Origin of the sequence: Streptomyces pathocidini (genome assembly GCF_001418495.1) — a bacterium.
GTDB lineage: Bacteria > Actinomycetota > Actinomycetes > Streptomycetales > Streptomycetaceae > Streptomyces > Streptomyces pathocidini.
On record NZ_LIQY01000152.1, the window covers coordinates 1 to 16,378 of the forward strand.

Annotated in this window: 12 protein-coding genes and 1 pseudogene; 6 read left to right on the forward strand and 7 right to left on the reverse strand. The window is 71.7% G+C overall.

Translation table 11 applies throughout. The annotated features are described in order from the left end of the window. Window positions 1–53: 53 nt before the first annotated feature. The gene (locus AOK16_RS09370; RefSeq protein ID WP_055471783.1) at window positions 54–3,440 is read left to right on the forward strand and encodes a glycosylhydrolase-like jelly roll fold domain-containing protein; all 3,387 of its coding nucleotides are present in this window, start codon (window positions 54–56) and stop codon (window positions 3,438–3,440) included. A gap of 19 nt (window positions 3,441–3,459) precedes the next feature. Further along, window positions 3,460–6,738: a family 78 glycoside hydrolase catalytic domain gene (locus AOK16_RS09375; protein ID WP_055471784.1), complete on the forward strand. Its 3,279-nt coding sequence runs from the start codon at window positions 3,460–3,462 to the stop codon at window positions 6,736–6,738. Between the two features lie 52 nt (window positions 6,739–6,790). Here AOK16_RS09375 and AOK16_RS09380 read toward each other — a convergent pair whose 3' ends face one another. Continuing rightward, a complete protein-coding gene (locus AOK16_RS09380; protein WP_055471792.1) occupies window positions 6,791–7,207 on the reverse strand; it encodes a VOC family protein in 417 nt (138 codons plus the stop codon). Window positions 7,208–7,217: 10 nt separating this feature from the next. Further along, window positions 7,218–7,592 (reverse strand): helix-turn-helix transcriptional regulator, encoded by a 375-nt coding sequence (locus tag AOK16_RS09385; protein ID WP_055471793.1) that lies wholly within the window; start codon window positions 7,590–7,592, stop codon window positions 7,218–7,220. A 161-nt stretch (window positions 7,593–7,753) separates the two neighbouring features. On the opposite strand from AOK16_RS09385, the gene AOK16_RS09390 reads away from it, so the two are divergent. Further along, the gene (locus tag AOK16_RS09390; protein WP_055471785.1) at window positions 7,754–10,147 is read left to right on the forward strand and encodes an ATP-binding cassette domain-containing protein; all 2,394 of its coding nucleotides are present in this window, start codon (window positions 7,754–7,756) and stop codon (window positions 10,145–10,147) included. Window positions 10,148–10,305: 158 nt separating this feature from the next. On the opposite strand, the gene AOK16_RS09395 is transcribed toward AOK16_RS09390, so the two are convergent. Genes AOK16_RS09395 through AOK16_RS09405 form a run of 3 tightly spaced genes read right to left on the reverse strand, consistent with a single transcriptional unit; the run spans window position 10,306 to window position 12,091 of the window. Beyond that, window positions 10,306–10,842, reverse strand: a complete 537-nt coding sequence (locus AOK16_RS09395) for an NUDIX domain-containing protein (protein ID WP_055471786.1) — start codon at window positions 10,840–10,842, stop codon at window positions 10,306–10,308. A gap of 30 nt (window positions 10,843–10,872) precedes the next feature. Continuing rightward, window positions 10,873–11,343 (reverse strand): NUDIX domain-containing protein, encoded by a 471-nt coding sequence (locus AOK16_RS09400; protein ID WP_055471787.1) that lies wholly within the window; start codon window positions 11,341–11,343, stop codon window positions 10,873–10,875. Between the two features lie 4 nt (window positions 11,344–11,347). Then, window positions 11,348–12,091: a helix-turn-helix domain-containing protein gene (locus AOK16_RS09405; protein WP_055471788.1), complete on the reverse strand. Its 744-nt coding sequence runs from the start codon at window positions 12,089–12,091 to the stop codon at window positions 11,348–11,350. 858 nt (window positions 12,092–12,949) lie between these two features. Between AOK16_RS09405 and AOK16_RS09410 the strand changes: the two genes are divergently transcribed. After that, window positions 12,950–13,372: a hypothetical protein gene (locus tag AOK16_RS09410; protein WP_055471789.1), complete on the forward strand. Its 423-nt coding sequence runs from the start codon at window positions 12,950–12,952 to the stop codon at window positions 13,370–13,372. A 25-nt stretch (window positions 13,373–13,397) separates the two neighbouring features. On the opposite strand, the pseudogene AOK16_RS28100 reads toward AOK16_RS09410, so the two are convergent. Next, window positions 13,398–13,514, reverse strand: a pseudogene (locus tag AOK16_RS28100) (transcriptional regulator); the annotation flags it as partial. Window positions 13,515–13,537: 23 nt separating this feature from the next. Here AOK16_RS28100 and AOK16_RS09415 point away from each other — a divergent pair. Together AOK16_RS09415 and AOK16_RS09420 are read left to right on the forward strand one after the other, a co-directional pair. After that, window positions 13,538–14,755, forward strand: coding sequence for an MFS transporter (locus AOK16_RS09415; RefSeq protein WP_205627655.1), 1,218 nt, complete (start codon window positions 13,538–13,540; stop codon window positions 14,753–14,755). After that, a complete protein-coding gene (locus AOK16_RS09420) occupies window positions 14,748–15,410 on the forward strand; it encodes a class I SAM-dependent DNA methyltransferase (RefSeq protein ID WP_055471790.1) in 663 nt (220 codons plus the stop codon). The genes AOK16_RS09415 and AOK16_RS09420 overlap by 8 nt, the downstream gene beginning before the upstream one ends. Window positions 15,411–15,493: 83 nt before the next feature. On the opposite strand, the gene AOK16_RS09425 is transcribed toward AOK16_RS09420, so the two are convergent. Next, complete coding sequence (locus AOK16_RS09425) at window positions 15,494–16,147, reverse strand: LutC/YkgG family protein (RefSeq protein WP_055471791.1); 654 nt, start codon at window positions 16,145–16,147, stop codon at window positions 15,494–15,496. Window positions 16,148–16,378 lie beyond the last annotated feature (231 nt).

Here is a 16,378-nt window from a genome sequence, read left to right on the forward strand (position 1 = left end):
CCCCAGACCTTCCCCGAGCCGCCAGGCCACTGACGCTAGAAGCGAGCCCTTCCATGCCAGAACTCGACCTGTCCAGACGCCACTTCGTGGTCGCCGCCGGAGTGAGCGCCGCCGCGCTCGGCGGGATGCTCCCCGCCGGGGCCGCTGCCGCCGCCCCGCACGCCTCCGGCTTCCTCCCGGCGGCCTTCGCCGACCCGCGCCGCGACAGCCGCCCCACCGTCTACTGGTACTGGAACGGCACCGTCACCCACGAGTTGATCGACACCCAGCTCGCGGAGTTGCGCGACAAGGGGATGTACGAGGTCGTCGTCTTCCCGTACGACAACGCCGACATGCTGCCCGCGTTCTTCACCGAGGGCTGGTTCGACGTCGTCGGCCACGTGCTGGAGGTGGCCGAGCGCACCGGCATGCGGGTGTGGCTGTTCAACGACAACCACTTCCCCAGTGGACGGGCCGCCTATCTCGTAGCCCAGGGCGGCACCGTCGGCAACCGCACCTACAAGGCGCGCCCCGAGCTGCGGCTGAAGGGCCTGTGGCGGTCCACCGCCGTGGTCGAGGGGCCCGCCACCGTCGACCTGCGTGAGACCACCGGCGTCGGGGTGGACGCCGGGCGGCTCGTGGCCGACGCGGCCGTACTCGCCGGGGCGGCCGTGCTGCGCGGCGGCGAGGAGTGGACCGACTACACGGTGACCGGCAACGCCAAGCCCGAGACCGAGGCCGCCGGGCTCCTCGTCCGCGCCTCCGCCTCCGGAGACGACGGGTACCTCGTCGCCTTCGACCAGACCGGCGTCACCACCATCTCCCGCCGCACCGGCGGCAGTTCGCAGGAGCTGGCCAAGAGCACCCGCACCGAGGGCTTCAACCGCACCAAGTTCCACACCTTCGCCGTCACCGTGCGCGGCAACACCCTCTCCGTCACCCTCGACGGCAAGGACAAGGGCACCGTCACCGACGACACCCACCCGCGCGGCGGCGTCGGCGTCCACGCGAGCGGGGCCCAGCGCGCTCTGTGGGAGGACCTGGCGATCACCGGCGCCGACGGCGGCGCGCTGTACACCTCGGCGTACGACACCGCGGCCGCCGCCGGAGACTTCCGCACCCGACCGATCCCCGCCGGCGCTGCCGCCCCCGTCGCCGCGGCAGCGCGGCCCGCCGGCTCGTCCGACGCCGAGGACCTGGTCGAGCTGACCGGCCGCCTGGGCGGCAACTGGCAGGTTCCGGAAGGCCGTTGGCAGATCGACCTCTTCGGCGGCGCGACGCTCTCCGACGACTCCTCCGGCTACACCCGCGCCTACCTCGACCTGTTGGACGACGAGCCGGCCGAACTGCTGCTCGACATGGTGCCGGGGGAGTACCACCGCCGCTTCGGCCGCTACTTCGGCAAGGTCATTCCCGGCTTCTGGGACGACGAGCCGTTCATCGCCTCCGCCGGGCCGCACCCGTTCAAGCGCCTGCCCTGGTCGCCCACGCTCGCGGGCGCGCTGCGCGAGGTCGGCGCCGAGCCCGGCAAGGCGTACGCCAGCACGTACGACGACCTGGGCGACGCGGGCCAGGTCCTGCGCGGGCGCTATTGGCGGGCCGTCTCCAACCGCTTCGCCAAGTACTTCGAGAAGCAGGCCCACTGGTACGCCGACCGGGGCGTCCGCCTCATCACCAACCCGCTCTACGACGAGACAGGACCCGCCAAGCGCATCCTGTCCACCGGCGACCTGCACAAGGTCAACCAGTGGGCGCAGGTGCCCGGCGGCGACTGCATCACCGGCGAGTACGTGGCGGGCGAGCGCACCATGGACCCGCGCAATCCGGCCTCGGTGGCCCACCAGACGGGCCGCGAGCGGTCGGTGATCGAGGCGTTCGGCAACATGGGCTGGCAGGTGGCCCCCGAGTTCGTACACGCGCTGCTCGGCGCGTTCGCCACCCGCGGCAACAACCTCACCGTGCTGCACGCGCTGTGGACCAACGAGGCCAAGGTCTACTTCCCGCCGCCGTTCGGCCCGCGCGCCCCCTGGTGGTGGGCGATGGGCCCGGTCTCCGTGTGGATCGGCCGCGTCATGGAGCTGGCCCGCGGCACCTCCGGCGCCCGCACCGCCCTGCTCCAGCCGCAGCGCGCCGCCGAGCAGCTGACCGGCACCGACCGGGTCGGCGAGGTCGACGAGGCCTTCTCGGAGGCTGCGTTCGCGCTGGAGAGCGCCCAGACCGACTTCGACCTCGTCCACGAGGGCGCACTCGCCGGCGACCCCGACCTGCTGTGCCCGGCCGAGGTCAGGGACGGCGGACTGGCCGTCGGGCGGGCCCGGTACGAGCTGGTGGTGCTGCCCGCAACCCCCGTGCTGGAGGCGGCGGGCGTCCGCACCCTCGCCGCGTTCGCGCGGTCCGGAGGCACCGTCGTGGCGGTCGGCGCCCTGCCGGAGCGGGAGGCCGACGGCCGGGACGACTCCCTGCGGCGCGCCCTGAAGGACCTCTTCGGCGACGACCCCGGCGGCAACCGCCGCGTCGGCCGGGGCCGGGCCGTCCGCGTCGCCTCACCCGAGGGGCTCGGCGCGGTCGTCCGGGCCGCCGGGGTCACCGCCGCCGTCCTCGAACCCGCCACCCCCGCCGTACGCGTGCTGCGCACCACCCGCGGCCGGGACACCGCGTTCCTCCTCAACAACGAGGGCGCCGCGCCGGTGGAGACCGAGGCCCGGCTCCCGGCAAGCGGCGTACCGGAGTTGTGGGACCCGGCGACCGGGACGGTCCGCCGCGCGCCCGTGTACCGCGCGCCCGAGCGGCCCGGTGACGGCGTGCGGCTGCCGCTGCGGCTCGGCCCGTACGAGACGCTGGCCGTGGTCTTCCGCGCGGCGACCGACGCGGGCCCGCACCTCACCGACGCCGGACCGCTGCCGGTGACCTCGGTCGCCGCGAGCCGGGACGGGCGCGCGCTGAAGGTGGAGGCCCTGGCCGAGGCGCCCGGCAGCTGGCCCCTGACCGGCACCGACGGCCGTCGCACCTACCGCGCCACCGCCCGCGTGACCGACCGCCTGGAGCCCGTACCCCTCGACGGGGACTGGACTTTGACGCTCCATCAGAGCGGCGCGCAGCCCGTCGTACGCCCCCTGGGCAGCTGGAGCGACATCGCCCCGCTCTTCTCCGGCAGCGCCACCTACACCAAGGACATCACCCTGGACGCGGCCCTCCTCTCCGGACGGCGACTGCACCTCGACCTCGGCGGCGTGCGCGAGGTCGCCCAGGTGACCGTCAACGGGACGGCCCTGCCGCCCGTGCTGTGGACCCCTTACGTCGTGGACGCCACCGAGGCGCTGCGCGCCGGGGCCAACCACATCGCCGTACGGGTGTCCAACACGCTGTCCAACGAGCGGAACAAGCCGCTGCCCTCCGGGCTGCTGGGGCCGGTGGTCCTGCGCCCGCGCCTGCCCCTCACCGTCGACCTGCCCCGCGCCTGACCCCTTCCTGGAGATCCACATGGCTTCCGTCAAGCCTCCCAAGTCCGCACTGGCCAGACCCGGACTCGTCCTCGCCACCGGACTCACCGCCCTGGTCACCGTCCTGCCCTCCGCTCTCCCGGCCGGGGCCGCCCCCGCCGGCTCCACGGCCGGGGCGACCACGCTCCAGACCCAGCACCTGCGCACCGCGCTCGGCATCGACGACACCACCCCCGAGCTCACCTGGCAGCTGTCCGGGCACGGCCGGAACGTCGTCCAGAGCGCCTTCCGCGTCCAGGCGGCGAGCAGCCGCGAGAAGCTGGAGCGGGGACAGGCCGACCTCTGGGACTCCGGCAAGGTCCGCTCCGCCGTCCCCGGCACCACGTACGCGGGCCGGGCGCTCAGCTCCCGCGACCGCGTCCACTGGCGGGTCCAGCTGTGGTCCGGCACCACCGGGCACGCCTCCGACTGGAGCGAGGCCGCCGTCTTCGAGACCGGGCTGACCCGGGCCGAGGACTGGGCCGGGCAGTGGATCACGCATGACGCGTGGCAGCTGAGCAAGCGCCAGGTCGAGCCCGTCGCCGTCAAGCTGCCCCGGACGACGGCCCGTTACGTCCGCCTCGACGTCACCAAGCTCGGCCTGCCGCTCGCCGAGGACGCCACCGGCCGTGCCTGGCGCCTCCAGCTCGGTGAGGTCGAGGTGCGCGACTCGGAGGACCCCGGGACCAACCACGCCAAGGGCGCGGCCGTCACCGCGTCCGAGAGCGGCGAGGTGCGCAAGGTCTGGGAGCCGCGGCTGGCCGTCGACGGAGAGACCAACAGCGCGCTGATCCGCGAGGCCGGCTACGCCAGTAAGCCGCACCCCGGCCCCGACGTGTCGCAGTCCCCGATCACCCTCACCCTGGACCTCAAGGAGGCCAAGGCCTTCGACCAGGTCCTGCTCTACCCGCGCGCCGACGTCCTCACCGACGACGGCAAGGTCCCGGGCTTCCCGGCGGACTACGCGATCTCGACCGGTGAGACGGCCGACGGCCCGTGGGCGAAGGCGGCCGAGGTCACCGGCCAGCAGCCGCCCGAGCCCTACCTGCCCGCCGGACTGCCCCTGTTCACCAAGGACTTCACCCTCCCCAAGGGCGCCCGCAGCGCCCGCCTCTACCTCGCGGGCCTGGGCATCCACGACGCGCACGTCAACGGCGAGCCGGTCGGGGACGCCGTCCTGGAGCCCGCCAACACCGACTTCGCCGACCGCGTCCAGTACGCCACGTACGACGTGACCAAGCGGCTGCGGCGCGGGGAGAACACCATCGCCGTCGAGCTGGGCAACGGCACCTCCAACGTGGTCAGCACCGCCGACCGCTACCGCAAGTGGTACGGCAACTTCAGCGACCCCAAGCTCGTCGCCCAGCTGGAGATCACCCTCGACGACGGCACCGTACGGCGCGTGTCCACCGGCACCGACTGGCGGACCACGCTCGGCCCGACCACGTCCTCCAACTGGTACGGCGGCGAGGACTACGACGCGCGCCGGGAGATCCCCGGCTGGGACGAGCCCGGCCGCGACCGCTCCTCCTGGTCGCCCGCCACCGCCGTCGGCAGGCCGGAGAGCACCGAGCAGCCCGCCGCGCTGAGCGCCCGCGAGACCGAACCGGTCCGCGTCATCGAGACGTTGAAGGGCAAGGAGGTCGAAGGGGCCGAGGGCAGCCGCGTCTTCGACCTCGGCCGCAACATCGCCGGCTGGCCCGAGATCACGGTCACGGCCCCCGCCGGGACAGCCGTCCGCGTCTTTCCCGCCGAGAGCCTGAAGGACGGCCACGCCTTCCAGTCCATCAGCAACGTCGGCGCGCCCCTGTGGGACAGCTACACCACGAAGGGCGGCGGCCGCGCCGAGACCTGGCACCCCAGGTTCAGCTACCACGGCTTCCGCTACCTGGAGCTGAAAGGGCTCCCGGCCGGGGCCACCGTCTCCGTACGGGGCAAGGTGCTGCACACCGACAACACCTCGGCCGGGAGCTTCACCAGCTCCAACTCCCTGATCAACGGCGTCCATTCGCTCGTCCGCCGCGCCATCGAGGGCAACATGATGAGCGTCCTCACCGACTGCCCCAGCCGCGAGAAGCTCGGCTGGCTGGAGCAGAACCAGCTCGTCTTCCCCGCCCTGGCCGCCAACTACGACATGCGGGCCTACCTCCGCAAGATCGTCCGCGACATGGCGGACGCCCAGACGGCGGACGGCCTGATCCCGAGCACCGTCCCCGACTACGTCCAACTCTCCGGCGCCTACCGCAACGACGCCAACTGGGGCGGCGCCTTCGTCCTCGTCCCCTGGCAGCTCTACACCACGTACGGCGACAAGGAGACGCTGCGCGCGTACTACCCGCAGATGAAGCAGTACGTGACGTTCCTGGAGCAGAAGGTCTCCGGCGGCATCCTCGACTACGGGCTCGGCGACTGGATCACCCCGGACCGCACCTTCCCGCGCGCGGTCGCGGGCACCTACGGCTACTGGCGCGTGGTGGACGGCCTCAGCCGCATCGCCGAGGTGCTGGGCGAGGACGCGGACGCGGCGGCCTACCGGGGGAAGGCGGAGACGAGCGCCAAGGCCCTGTCGGACAAGTTCTACGACCCAGCGACGGGCACGTTCGGCGGCGGGGGTCACGGCGCGGAGGCGCTGGCGCTGGACATGGGGGCGGTCCCGGCGGGCGAAAGGGCCCGCCTGCTGGACCACTTCGTGGGATCGGTGGAGGCCGCCGGCCACCACCTGGTGCTGGGCGAGATCTCCCTGCCCGCGGCCTTCCGCGTCCTGTCGGAGGCGGGCCGCGACGACACGGTCTACCGCATCGCCAACCAGACCACGAGCCCCAGCTACGGCTACCAGGTGCTCGCCGGGAACACCACCCTCGGGGAGACCTGGGACGGCGGCTCCGGCCAGTCGCAGAACCACTTCATGCTCGGCGCGATCGACTCCTGGTTCACCAGCCGCCTCGCGGGCATCCAGCAGAAGCCCGGCTCGACCGGCTACCGCGAACTGCTGCTCGCCCCGTCGGTCGTCGGCGACCTGGAGTCGGCCTCCGGCTCGTACCGCACCCCGTACGGCACGGTCCGCACGGACTGGCGCCGCGACGGCTCGGCCTTCCGCCTGAAGGCCGCGGTCCCGGCGGGGACCACGGCCGAGGTCCGCGTCCCGCTCACCTCGGGCACGGTCCGCGCCGACCGGGACGCGCGGCTGCTGCGGACGGAGGAGGGCGTCGCGGTGTACGAGGTCGGCTCGGGGGAGTGGACGTTCACGTCCACCTACGAGCCGGGCGGTGCGGGGGCCTGACGCGGGCGGCCCGTGGCGGGTCCCGTCGAACGGACGGGACCCGCCACGCGGCTCACTTCTTCAGCGGCTGGTTGAAGCGCAGCAGGTTGCCCGCGGGATCGCGGAAGGCGCAGTCGCGGACGCCGAAGAACTGGTCCGTCGGCTCCTGCAGCACCTCGCCGCCGGCCGCCCTGATGCGCTCGAAGGTGGCATCGCAGTCGTCGGTGGCGAAGAGGACGCCGCGCAGCATGCCCTTGGCCATGAGCTCGGCCATGGCCTGCTTGTCGGCCTCGGAGGCGTTCGGGTCGGCCAGCGGCGGTTCGAGCACGATGTTCACGTCCGGCTGCGCCGGTGACCCCACGGTCACCCAGCGCATTCCCTCATACCCGACGTCATTGCGCACCTCCAGGCCGAGTACGTCGCGGTAGAAGGCGAGCGCCTTGTCGTGGTCGTCGACGGCGATGAAGCAAGTGGAAAGAGTGATGTCCATGCCGTCCACGCTACGACCGGGCGACGCGGCCGGCTTCTCCGTTCCTGACCGGTCGCGTATGGATCTTCACCATGCACGGGGGGATAGCGGCGGCGTGGTCGTGGTCCCTGGCCCGGTAGGCGCTCGGGCTCTCGCCGACCAGCTCCGTGAAGCGCGAGCTGAACGACCCCAGCGACGTACAGCCCACCGCGAAGCAGACCTCGGTGACACTGAGGTCGCCGCGCCGCAGCAGCGCCTTGGCCCGCTCGATACGGCGGGTCATCAGGTAGCTGTACGGACTCTCGCCGAAGGCGGCGCGGAAGCTGCGGGAGAAGTGGCCCGCCGACATCAGGGCCTCGCGCGCCAGCGCTGGGACGTCGAGCGGCTCTGCGTAGTCGCGGTCCATCCGGTCGCGGGCCCGCCGCAGCCGGCGGAGATCGTCGAGGTCCTGCCGTTTCACCGGATAAGTCTCGCATACCGGTGCGGACCGATCAGGAATCGAGAAGCGCCGGTCAGGGCGTTGCGGCTAGCGTGAGCGGCGGACGGTCCGCGACTTACGGAGACACGATGAGCAAGGCCAAGAGGACGGGCACGCAGTCGCCTGCGCAGCACGCCGCCGACAGCCACGACCTGATCCGCGTGCACGGCGCGCGCGAGAACAACCTCAAGGACGTGAGCGTCGAGCTTCCCAAGCGCCGGCTGACGGTGTTCACCGGTGTCTCCGGCTCGGGCAAGAGCTCCCTGGTGTTCGGCACGATCGCCGCGGAGTCGCAGCGGCTGATCAACGAGACCTACAGCGCCTTCCTGCAGGGCTTCATGACGACGCAGGCGCGGCCCGAGGTCGACGTGCTCGACGGGCTGACGACCGCGATCACCGTCGACCAGGAGCGGATGGGCGCCGACCCTCGCTCCACCGTCGGTACCGCCACTGACGCCAACGCGATGCTGCGTATCCTCTTCAGCCGCCTCGGGAAGCCGCACATCGGCCCGCCCGGCGCGTACTCCTTCAACGTCGCCTCGGTCTCGGCGAGCGGTGGGCTCACGGTCGACCGCGGTGCCGAGAAGACCAAGACCGAGAAGGTCACCTTCAGCCGCACCGGCGGAATGTGCACGCACTGCGAGGGCCGCGGCACGGTCTCCGACATCGACCTCACCCAGCTCTACGACGACTCCAAGTCGCTCTCCGAGGACCCGTTCACCATCCCCACCTACACCGGGGGCGGCTGGGTCGTGCGGGTCATCGCCGAGTCCGGCTTCTTCGACGTGGACAAGCCGATCCGCAGGTACACCAAGAAGGAGCGGCACGACTTCCTGTACCGCGAGCCGACCAAGGTGAAGATCAACGGAATCAACCTCACCTACGAGGGGCTGATCCCGAAGCTCCAGAAGTCGTTCCTCGCCAAGGACCGCGAGGCGATGCAGCCGCACGTCCGGGCGTTCGTCGACCGGGCGGTCACCTTCGCCGAGTGCCCCGACTGCGACGGCACCCGGCTCAGCGAGGCGGCCCGATCCTCGAAGATCAAGGGAATCAGCATCGCCGACGCCTGTGCGATGCAGATCAGCGACCTCGCCGAGTGGGTGAGCGGCCTGGACGAGTCGTCGGTGGCGCCGCTGCTGGCCAAGCTGCGGCACACGCTCGACTCGTTCGTGGAGATCGGGCTCGGCTACCTGTCGCTCGACCGCTCCTCCGGCACCCTCTCGGGCGGCGAGGCGCAGCGCACCAAGATGATCCGCCACCTCGGCTCCTCGCTCACCGACGTGACGTACGTCTTCGACGAGCCCACCACGGGCCTGCACCCCCATGACATCCAGCGGATGAACAACCTGCTGCTGCGGCTGCGGGACAAGGGCAACACCGTCCTCGTCGTGGAGCACAAGCCGGAGACGATCGCGATCGCCGACCATGTCGTCGACCTCGGCCCGGGAGCCGGTACGGCGGGCGGCTCCGTCTGCTTCGAGGGCACCGTCGAGGGGCTGCGGACCAGCGACACCGTCACCGGCCGCCACTTCGGCGACCGGGCCGCCCTCAAGGAGACGGTGCGCAAGTCCACCGGCAAGCTGCCGATCCGCGGCGCGACGGCGCACAACCTGCGCGACGTCGACGTCGACATCCCGCTCGGCGTGCTCTGCGTCGTCACCGGCGTCGCCGGCTCCGGCAAGAGCTCGCTCGTGCACGGGTCGATCCCGGCCGGCGCGGAGGTGGTGTCCGTCGACCAGACGGCGATCAAGGGTTCGCGGCGGAGCAACCCGGCGACGTACACCGGGCTGCTCGACCCGATCCGCAAGGCGTTCGCCAAGGCCAACGGCGTGAAGCCGGCGCTGTTCAGCGCCAACTCCGAGGGCGCCTGCCCCACTTGCAACGGCGCCGGCGTCCTCTACACCGACCTGGGGGTGATGGCCGGAACCGCCATGACCTGCGAGGAGTGCGAGGGGAAACGGTTCGAGGCGTCGGTGCTGGACTACCACCTCGGTGGCCGGGACATCAGCGAGGTGCTCGCGATGTCGGTGGCCGAGGCCGAGGAGTTCTTCGGCGCGGGCGAGGCGCGTACTCCGGCCGCCCACAAGATCCTCGACCGGCTCGCGGACGTCGGGCTCGGCTACCTCACCCTCGGCCAGCCGCTCACCACACTGTCCGGCGGCGAGCGGCAGCGGCTCAAGCTGGCGACCCACATGGGCGAGAAGGGCGGCGTCTACGTCCTCGACGAGCCGACCGCCGGCCTGCACCTCGCCGACGTCGAGCAACTGCTCGGCCTGCTCGACCGGCTGGTCGACTCCGGCAAGTCGGTCATCGTGGTCGAGCACCACCAGGCGGTCATGGCCCACGCCGACTGGATCATCGACCTCGGCCCCGGCGCGGGCCACGACGGCGGCCAAATCGTCTTCGAGGGCACCCCCGCGGCCCTCGTAGCCGACCGCTCGACCCTCACGGCCGAACACCTGGCGGCGTACGTGGGCGCGTGACGCCGCGCGCGGCGTCGGCCGCCGAGTCGAGCGGGGACTCGTACACCGCCGCTCGACCTCACGGCTGAGCACCCGGCGGCGCACGTGGGGCCCCTGACGCGCCGCGCGTCGCCCGCCGGGTCGCTGGCCGCTGGGTCGAGCTTGGGATCCAGCGATCGCTACCTCAACCGCATGTGGTGCAGCAGGAGCAGCGCGGCAACCGCGTTGGCTGATCGGATCGCGCCGCGCGCCACCAGATCGGGGATGTCCTTGAGTGGAACCCAGTCGCGCCGCTCGGACTCGAAGTCGTCGGCCGGGTGGTCGATGTATTCGGCGCCTTCGGCCCAGTAGACGTGGTGACGGGCGTCGGAGAGGCCGTTGGAGGGCTCGACGGTCAGCAGGTGGCGCAGCGGACCGACGGGCTTCCACCCGGTCTCTTCGAGCATCTCGCGCGCGGCGGCCGCTTCGAGTTCCTCCCCGTCCTCGACCACCCCGGCGGCGATCTCGTATCCCCACGAGTCGGGGATGAACCGGTGCCGCCAGAGCAGCAACACCTCGTTCCTGTCGTTCACGGCCGTGGCGAGTGCCACCGGGCGCTGCCGGATCAGGTAGTGGTCGAGATGACGGCCGTCGGGCAACTCGACGTCAGCGAGGTTCACCCGCAGCCACGGGTTCTCGTAAACGGTGCGCTCACTGAGGTTCTTCCATACCGACATGTCGACTCCCGTCGCTTCCGCATCTCGTCGTCAGCCTAGATAGGGCTGGTCGCGGTGTTGCAGGAAGTGGCGGATGCGGAGTTGCTGGGTGTGGTGCATCGGTAGGTCGGGCAGGGCTTCCGGCGGGACGAATCTCAGTTCCGTCGACTCCTCGGAGATGGTCAGTTCGCCGCCGCGGATTCGGGCTGTGAAGCAGACGTTGAACTGGCGCCGGACCTCGCCGTCGCTGTACGCGATGATGTGGCGGGGGTCGGTGTACGTGCCGACGAGTCCGGTGATCTCGATGTCCAGCCCGGTCTCCTCCCTGACCTCGCGAACGGCCGCGCCGGGGAGCGAATCGGCCATTTCCATGGCACCGCCGGGCAACGCCCACAGATCGTTGTCGCGCCGCCGCTGGAGGAGGATGCGCCCGTGGCCGTCAGTGACAACGGCCGATGCCGCGACGACAAGGGAGTTGGGCTCAGGGGCGTGCGGGTCGTCGTAGAACTCGGTTCGTCCCATGAGGTCAGTCTTCCTGTACCGGCGACGCTGTCGCCCACACGGCGTCGAAGCTTTCGGCGTATGTATCGAACATCCTGCCACCGGGGTCGCGGCGCAGGTGCCAGACGGGAGCCCCGTAGGCATTGACTCCCCACGCATGCGCGTTGACCAGGACTTGGTCATCGGCTCGGTAGAGGGAGTTGTAGAGGGTCGACCCATGGGTGCGAATCTCGATCCCAGGCACTCCGGCAAGTGGCTGGTAGTGCAGGAGAGCGAGACGGCAGCGGGACTCAATGCCGTGACCGAACCGCTCTTCTCGGCCGCGCTGTTGGACGTTCGGGCTGTCCGCGTCGCCCAGGGCGATACGGATCGTGCATCCCTCTGTCGCGCGCTCCCGCAGGAGGGTGTTGAACCGTGGGTACGCCTCTTGCAGGAAGACCGCGGCGTAGACCAGCACGTCGATGCGTTCACGAGCCTGAGCCAGCAGATCGACGAACGTCGTCACCGGAACGTCGGCACGCTGGTCGTACAACGCCACGAGTTCCGGGCTGACCGCGCGTGCGGCGCGTGCCTGCCGCAGCGCCGGCCAGAGGATGTGCACGTCTTCTCCCAGGATGTCTGCGGCCAGCACGGCCGTCGCGCGACGCGGCAAACGTCCCCGGTTGACCCACCGTTCGACGGACTTCGGATCTACCTCGACCTTCGCGGCGAGTGTGCTGTAGGTCCAACCTCCGGCCGCCATTGCGGAGCGCAGCCTCTCGTTCGTCATCGCAGTGTTCTCCTAAGCCTGGGACGTTGCTAGGGACGTTTTACAGCCTGTGGGACGTCCCCAAGTGGGAAATGGGGGAGGTTCCTCCGTCCTGGTCGCTGACTCGACCATCGAGGCATGAGCGCACGGGAAACGGCGACTGCAGGCGATGACCAGCCCGAGTTGGGCTCTCTGGTCATAGACACCGGGGACCGGAATCGCGTGGGCGTCGTGATGGGGCATGTCGGTCCGTATGTGCAATTGCGGCCCGTCGGGGGCGGCAGGGAATGGGACGCTGCGCCGGAGCGGGTGCGCCCCCTGACGTCGCGCGAGGAGCTGAGCGCTCGCCTCGCTGCCCGCAACAAAGGGGCTCGGTGGGGCCGATGATGCGCGCCATCGGCCGGTACGCCGGGCTCCTGTTCGTCATCGGCATCAGTGCCTGCTGCGGCCTGGTCATCGGCCTGGCGCTCGCGGCATCGCCCTCATAGACCGGTCCGCCCTGGACGAAGGCCCGCAACCACCCGGCGGGCGGTGATTCCCCCGTTCCGTCCAGGGCGGACCCTCAATCCCGCTCTGGCCGCCATTCCCTGCCAGGACACGGCCGGAGCGGGCGGGCCCGCACAGAAGGGGGCCCACGGCAAGTGCTCGACGGCGCGGGGAAGGACCGCGCGCCGCTACACGCACCCGAGGAGATCACCATGCGATACCGCCTCGACCCGGTCAAGTACGGCGGTGGTGACGAGGACGACGGCAACGGCGGCAACCCCAACGGCGGTTGCGGCGACGGCCAAGGCTGCGGTCGCCAGTAGCCCCCGGCGCTTCAAACAGGCGGCCCGGGCCCTTGCCCGGGCCGCCCCCACTGCGAAACGAGAGGTTGCGATGTCCACCCGTCACCATCACGCGTACGTCTGGCTCGGTCACGGCAGTGTGCTGACGAAGCCCGGGGACGCTCATCGGCGGCCCGGGCATGCGGAGTTCCGGTCGGCTCAGGTGATGCCGTTGGAGTGTGCCGACTGGCTGCTCAAACCAGTGGATCGGATTCTCGGCACCTTTCATGTACCAGACGAGGGCGCCGACTGGTACGCCAGTCAACTGGCGGTGCACGCCGGGCTCTTCGTCGGCACCTGTGCTCCCTCGCCAGACCGTGAAGATCACCTGCGCGCTCTTGCCGCGGGGGAGGACATCGTCGGTGGGTGGTGGGTCGGCGGCGAGCGGTTTCTGTCGGTGAACCTCGTCGCGTGCAGTCCGCATCGAGTGCGGACGCAGTACGTCTGTCCTCGACTGTCGCATGACCACCAGTAGGTGCCGCTTAATGGCGGAGGCGGATTATCCAGGACGTGCCGAGTGCAGCCATGAGCAGCGCGGTCACCGGGCGGGCCGCGAGGCGCGTGTGGAAGCCGGGCAGGTGCGCGCGCAACCAGGCTTCCTCGCCAGGGTGGGCGCCGGGCCGCTCCGATACCTTGTCGCATGCGCAGCTACCGAACCCTGTTCCGCGCCCCGGAGTTCACCCCGTTCCTGCTCTCCTTCGCCGCCTTCGCCGCGGCCCAGACGATCGGCGGCCTGGCCCTCGCCACGCTGGTGTTCCGGGCCACCGGCTCCCCGTTCCTGTCGGCGGTGAGCATGTTCGGCCCGCAGCTGGCGCAGTTGGCGGGGGCCACGTTCCTGCTCTCGGGCGCCGACCGCCTGCCCCCGCGCGCGGTCCTGACCGGCATCGCGCTCGCCTTCGCCGCGGGTACGGCGGTGCTGGCGCTGCCCGGGCTGCCGGTCTGGGCGGTCTTCACGGTCGTCCTCCTGCAGGGCCTGGTCGCGTCGCTGGGCGGGGGAGTGCGCGGTGGGCTGCTGAACGAGATCCTGACCAAGGACGGCTATGTACTGGGCCGTTCGGTGTACAACATGGTCTGGGGCCTGACGCAGGTGGCCGGTTTCGCGGCGGGCGGCGCACTTCTGGCGCTCCTGTCCCCGCGGACCTGCCTGCTCCTCGCGGCGGCGCTGTACGTGATGTCGGCCCTCGCCACCCGCCTGGGCCTCACGGCCCGCCCGCCGCGTTTCGCCGGCCGCCCGTCCGTCTCGGCGACCTGGCGCACCAATGCCCTCCTGTGGTCCTCGCGCCCCCGCCGCCTGACGTACCTGGGCCTGTGGGTCCCCAACGGCCTGGTGGTCGGCGGCGATTCGCTCTACGTCTCGTACGCCCCCGAGGCCGCCGGCACGCTGTACGCCTGCGGGGCGCTGGGCATGTTCGTGGGCGACCTGGCCGTGGGCCGCCTGGTGCCGCCCGCCGTGCGCCCCCGTCTCGCGACCCCGCTGCGGCTGCTGCTGGCGGTGCCCTACCTGTTCTTCGTCCTGCGGCCGGGAGCGGCGCTGTCGGCGGTGGCCGTCACGGTGGCCTCCGTGGGCTTCGCCGCGAGCCTGGTTCTTCAGGAACGCCTGATGTCCCTCACCCCCGACGACCTCGCGGGCCAGGCCCTCGGCCTGCACGCCGTCGGCATGTCCACCCTGCAGGGCCTGGGTGCGGCCCTGGCAGGCACGGTGGCCCAACTGACCTCCCCGGCCACGGGGATGACCCTGATGGCCGCCGCGTCGGTCACCGTGACCCTGACCCTCGCGGCACTGGGCAGGCACGACAGGCGGCAGTCGGCCGTACCGGGCGAGCGGCGGCGCACCGGTAGGGTGCCGCTCCATGATTGAGGCGGATTATCTGTGTGAGACCCGGACCTCGTACGAAGCCGTCGCGGGGGACTACGCGGCGTGGGCTCGGGGGGAGTTGGAGGCCAAGCCGTTGGAGGCGGGGCTGCTCGCCGGGTTCGCCGGGCTGGTGCGGGCCTCGGGTGGCGGGGACGTCGCCGACGTCGGGTGCGGGACCGGGCGGGTGACCGCGCATCTGCATGGGCTGGGGCTGTCCGTCTTCGGGGTCGATCTGTCGCCGGGGATGGTGGCGGCGGCCCGGCGCGAGCACCCGGGGCTGCGATTCGAGGAGGGGGCCATGGGCGCGCTCGACCTGCCGGACGGCGGCCTGGCCGGGCTCGTGGCCTGGTACTCCACCATTCACGTTCCGGATGGTGAACTCCCGGGCGTATTCGCCGAGTTCCACCGCGTGCTGGCGCCCGGCGGCCACGTCGTCCTCGCCTTTCAGGTCGGCGACGAGCCGCCGCTGCACCTCACCGAAGCCCTCGGACACGACGTCTCGCTCGTCTTCCGGCGGCGCCGACCGGACCACGTGGCCGAGCTGTTGGGCCGGGCCGGGCTGGACGTACGGGCCCGGCTGCTGCGGGAGCGCGACGAGGACGGGCAGTTCCCGGAGCGGACGCCGCAGGCCTTTCTCATCGCCCGTAAGGCGGCCTGAATCGCCCGTAAGGGCGGCCTGAGAGCCGGTCCATGCGCTGAGGGGTGAGGGCGCCGTCCTGCGTCCTCACCCCTCAGGCCGGTTCACCCCTCGACCAGGATCACTTCCAGCGTGCGCGGGCCGTGGACGCCCTCCACTCGATCCAGTTCGATGTCGCTCGTCGCCGACGGCCCGCTGATCCAGGTCAGCGGGCGCGTCGGGTCGAGGCGCTCCAGGCCCTGCGGCACCGAGTCGACAACCTGGTCGGGGACCCGTACGACGCAGACGTGGTGGTCCGGGACCAGGGTGATGCGGCGGCGGCCCTGGTCGGGGGCCGCGTCCAGGACCACCGTGCCCGTCTCGGCGATGGCCACCGCGCAGCCCGTCACCACGCTGTCGACCGCGTCCAGCTCGGCGGGCGTCGACTCCGGGGTGTCCGGGAGCAGTTCGACGTCGGCGGACCGCGCCTGCGCCATCCACTCCTCCGGCAGGCCGGGCGGGACGACCGCCGTGCGGGAGCCGTGCGCCGACAGCAACTCGGAGATGAGAGAGGGGAGTTGAACGGCGTCCGTGCGATGGACCTTCGCCCTGTAGTCCGCCAGGTTCTCCGCCAGGAGGTCGGCCGTCTCCGCCGGAGTGCGGTGGCCGTGCACCCGCAGGTAGTCGCGGTTGACCGGCACGTCCTCCGGGCGCTCCGCGCCCGGGACGTCCGCCAGCGCCGCCCGCACCCGCCCCAGTACGCGTTCCCTGCTGCTCACTTGCCGCTCCCGTCCTTCCGCGCGCCCTGCACAGAGCCGTCCCCCGCCGTAGAACCGTCGCTCTGTGCGGAACCGTGGCCCCGCGCAGAACCCTCGCCCTGCACCCCGCTCCCGCCTCGCGCAGAGCCCTCGCCCCGCGTGGATCCCTCTCCCCGCACACACCCCTCGCCCCGCGCCCGTTGCCACCAGTCGCGGAACGACTCCGCCGGCACCTCCGGCCGCGTCCGCGTC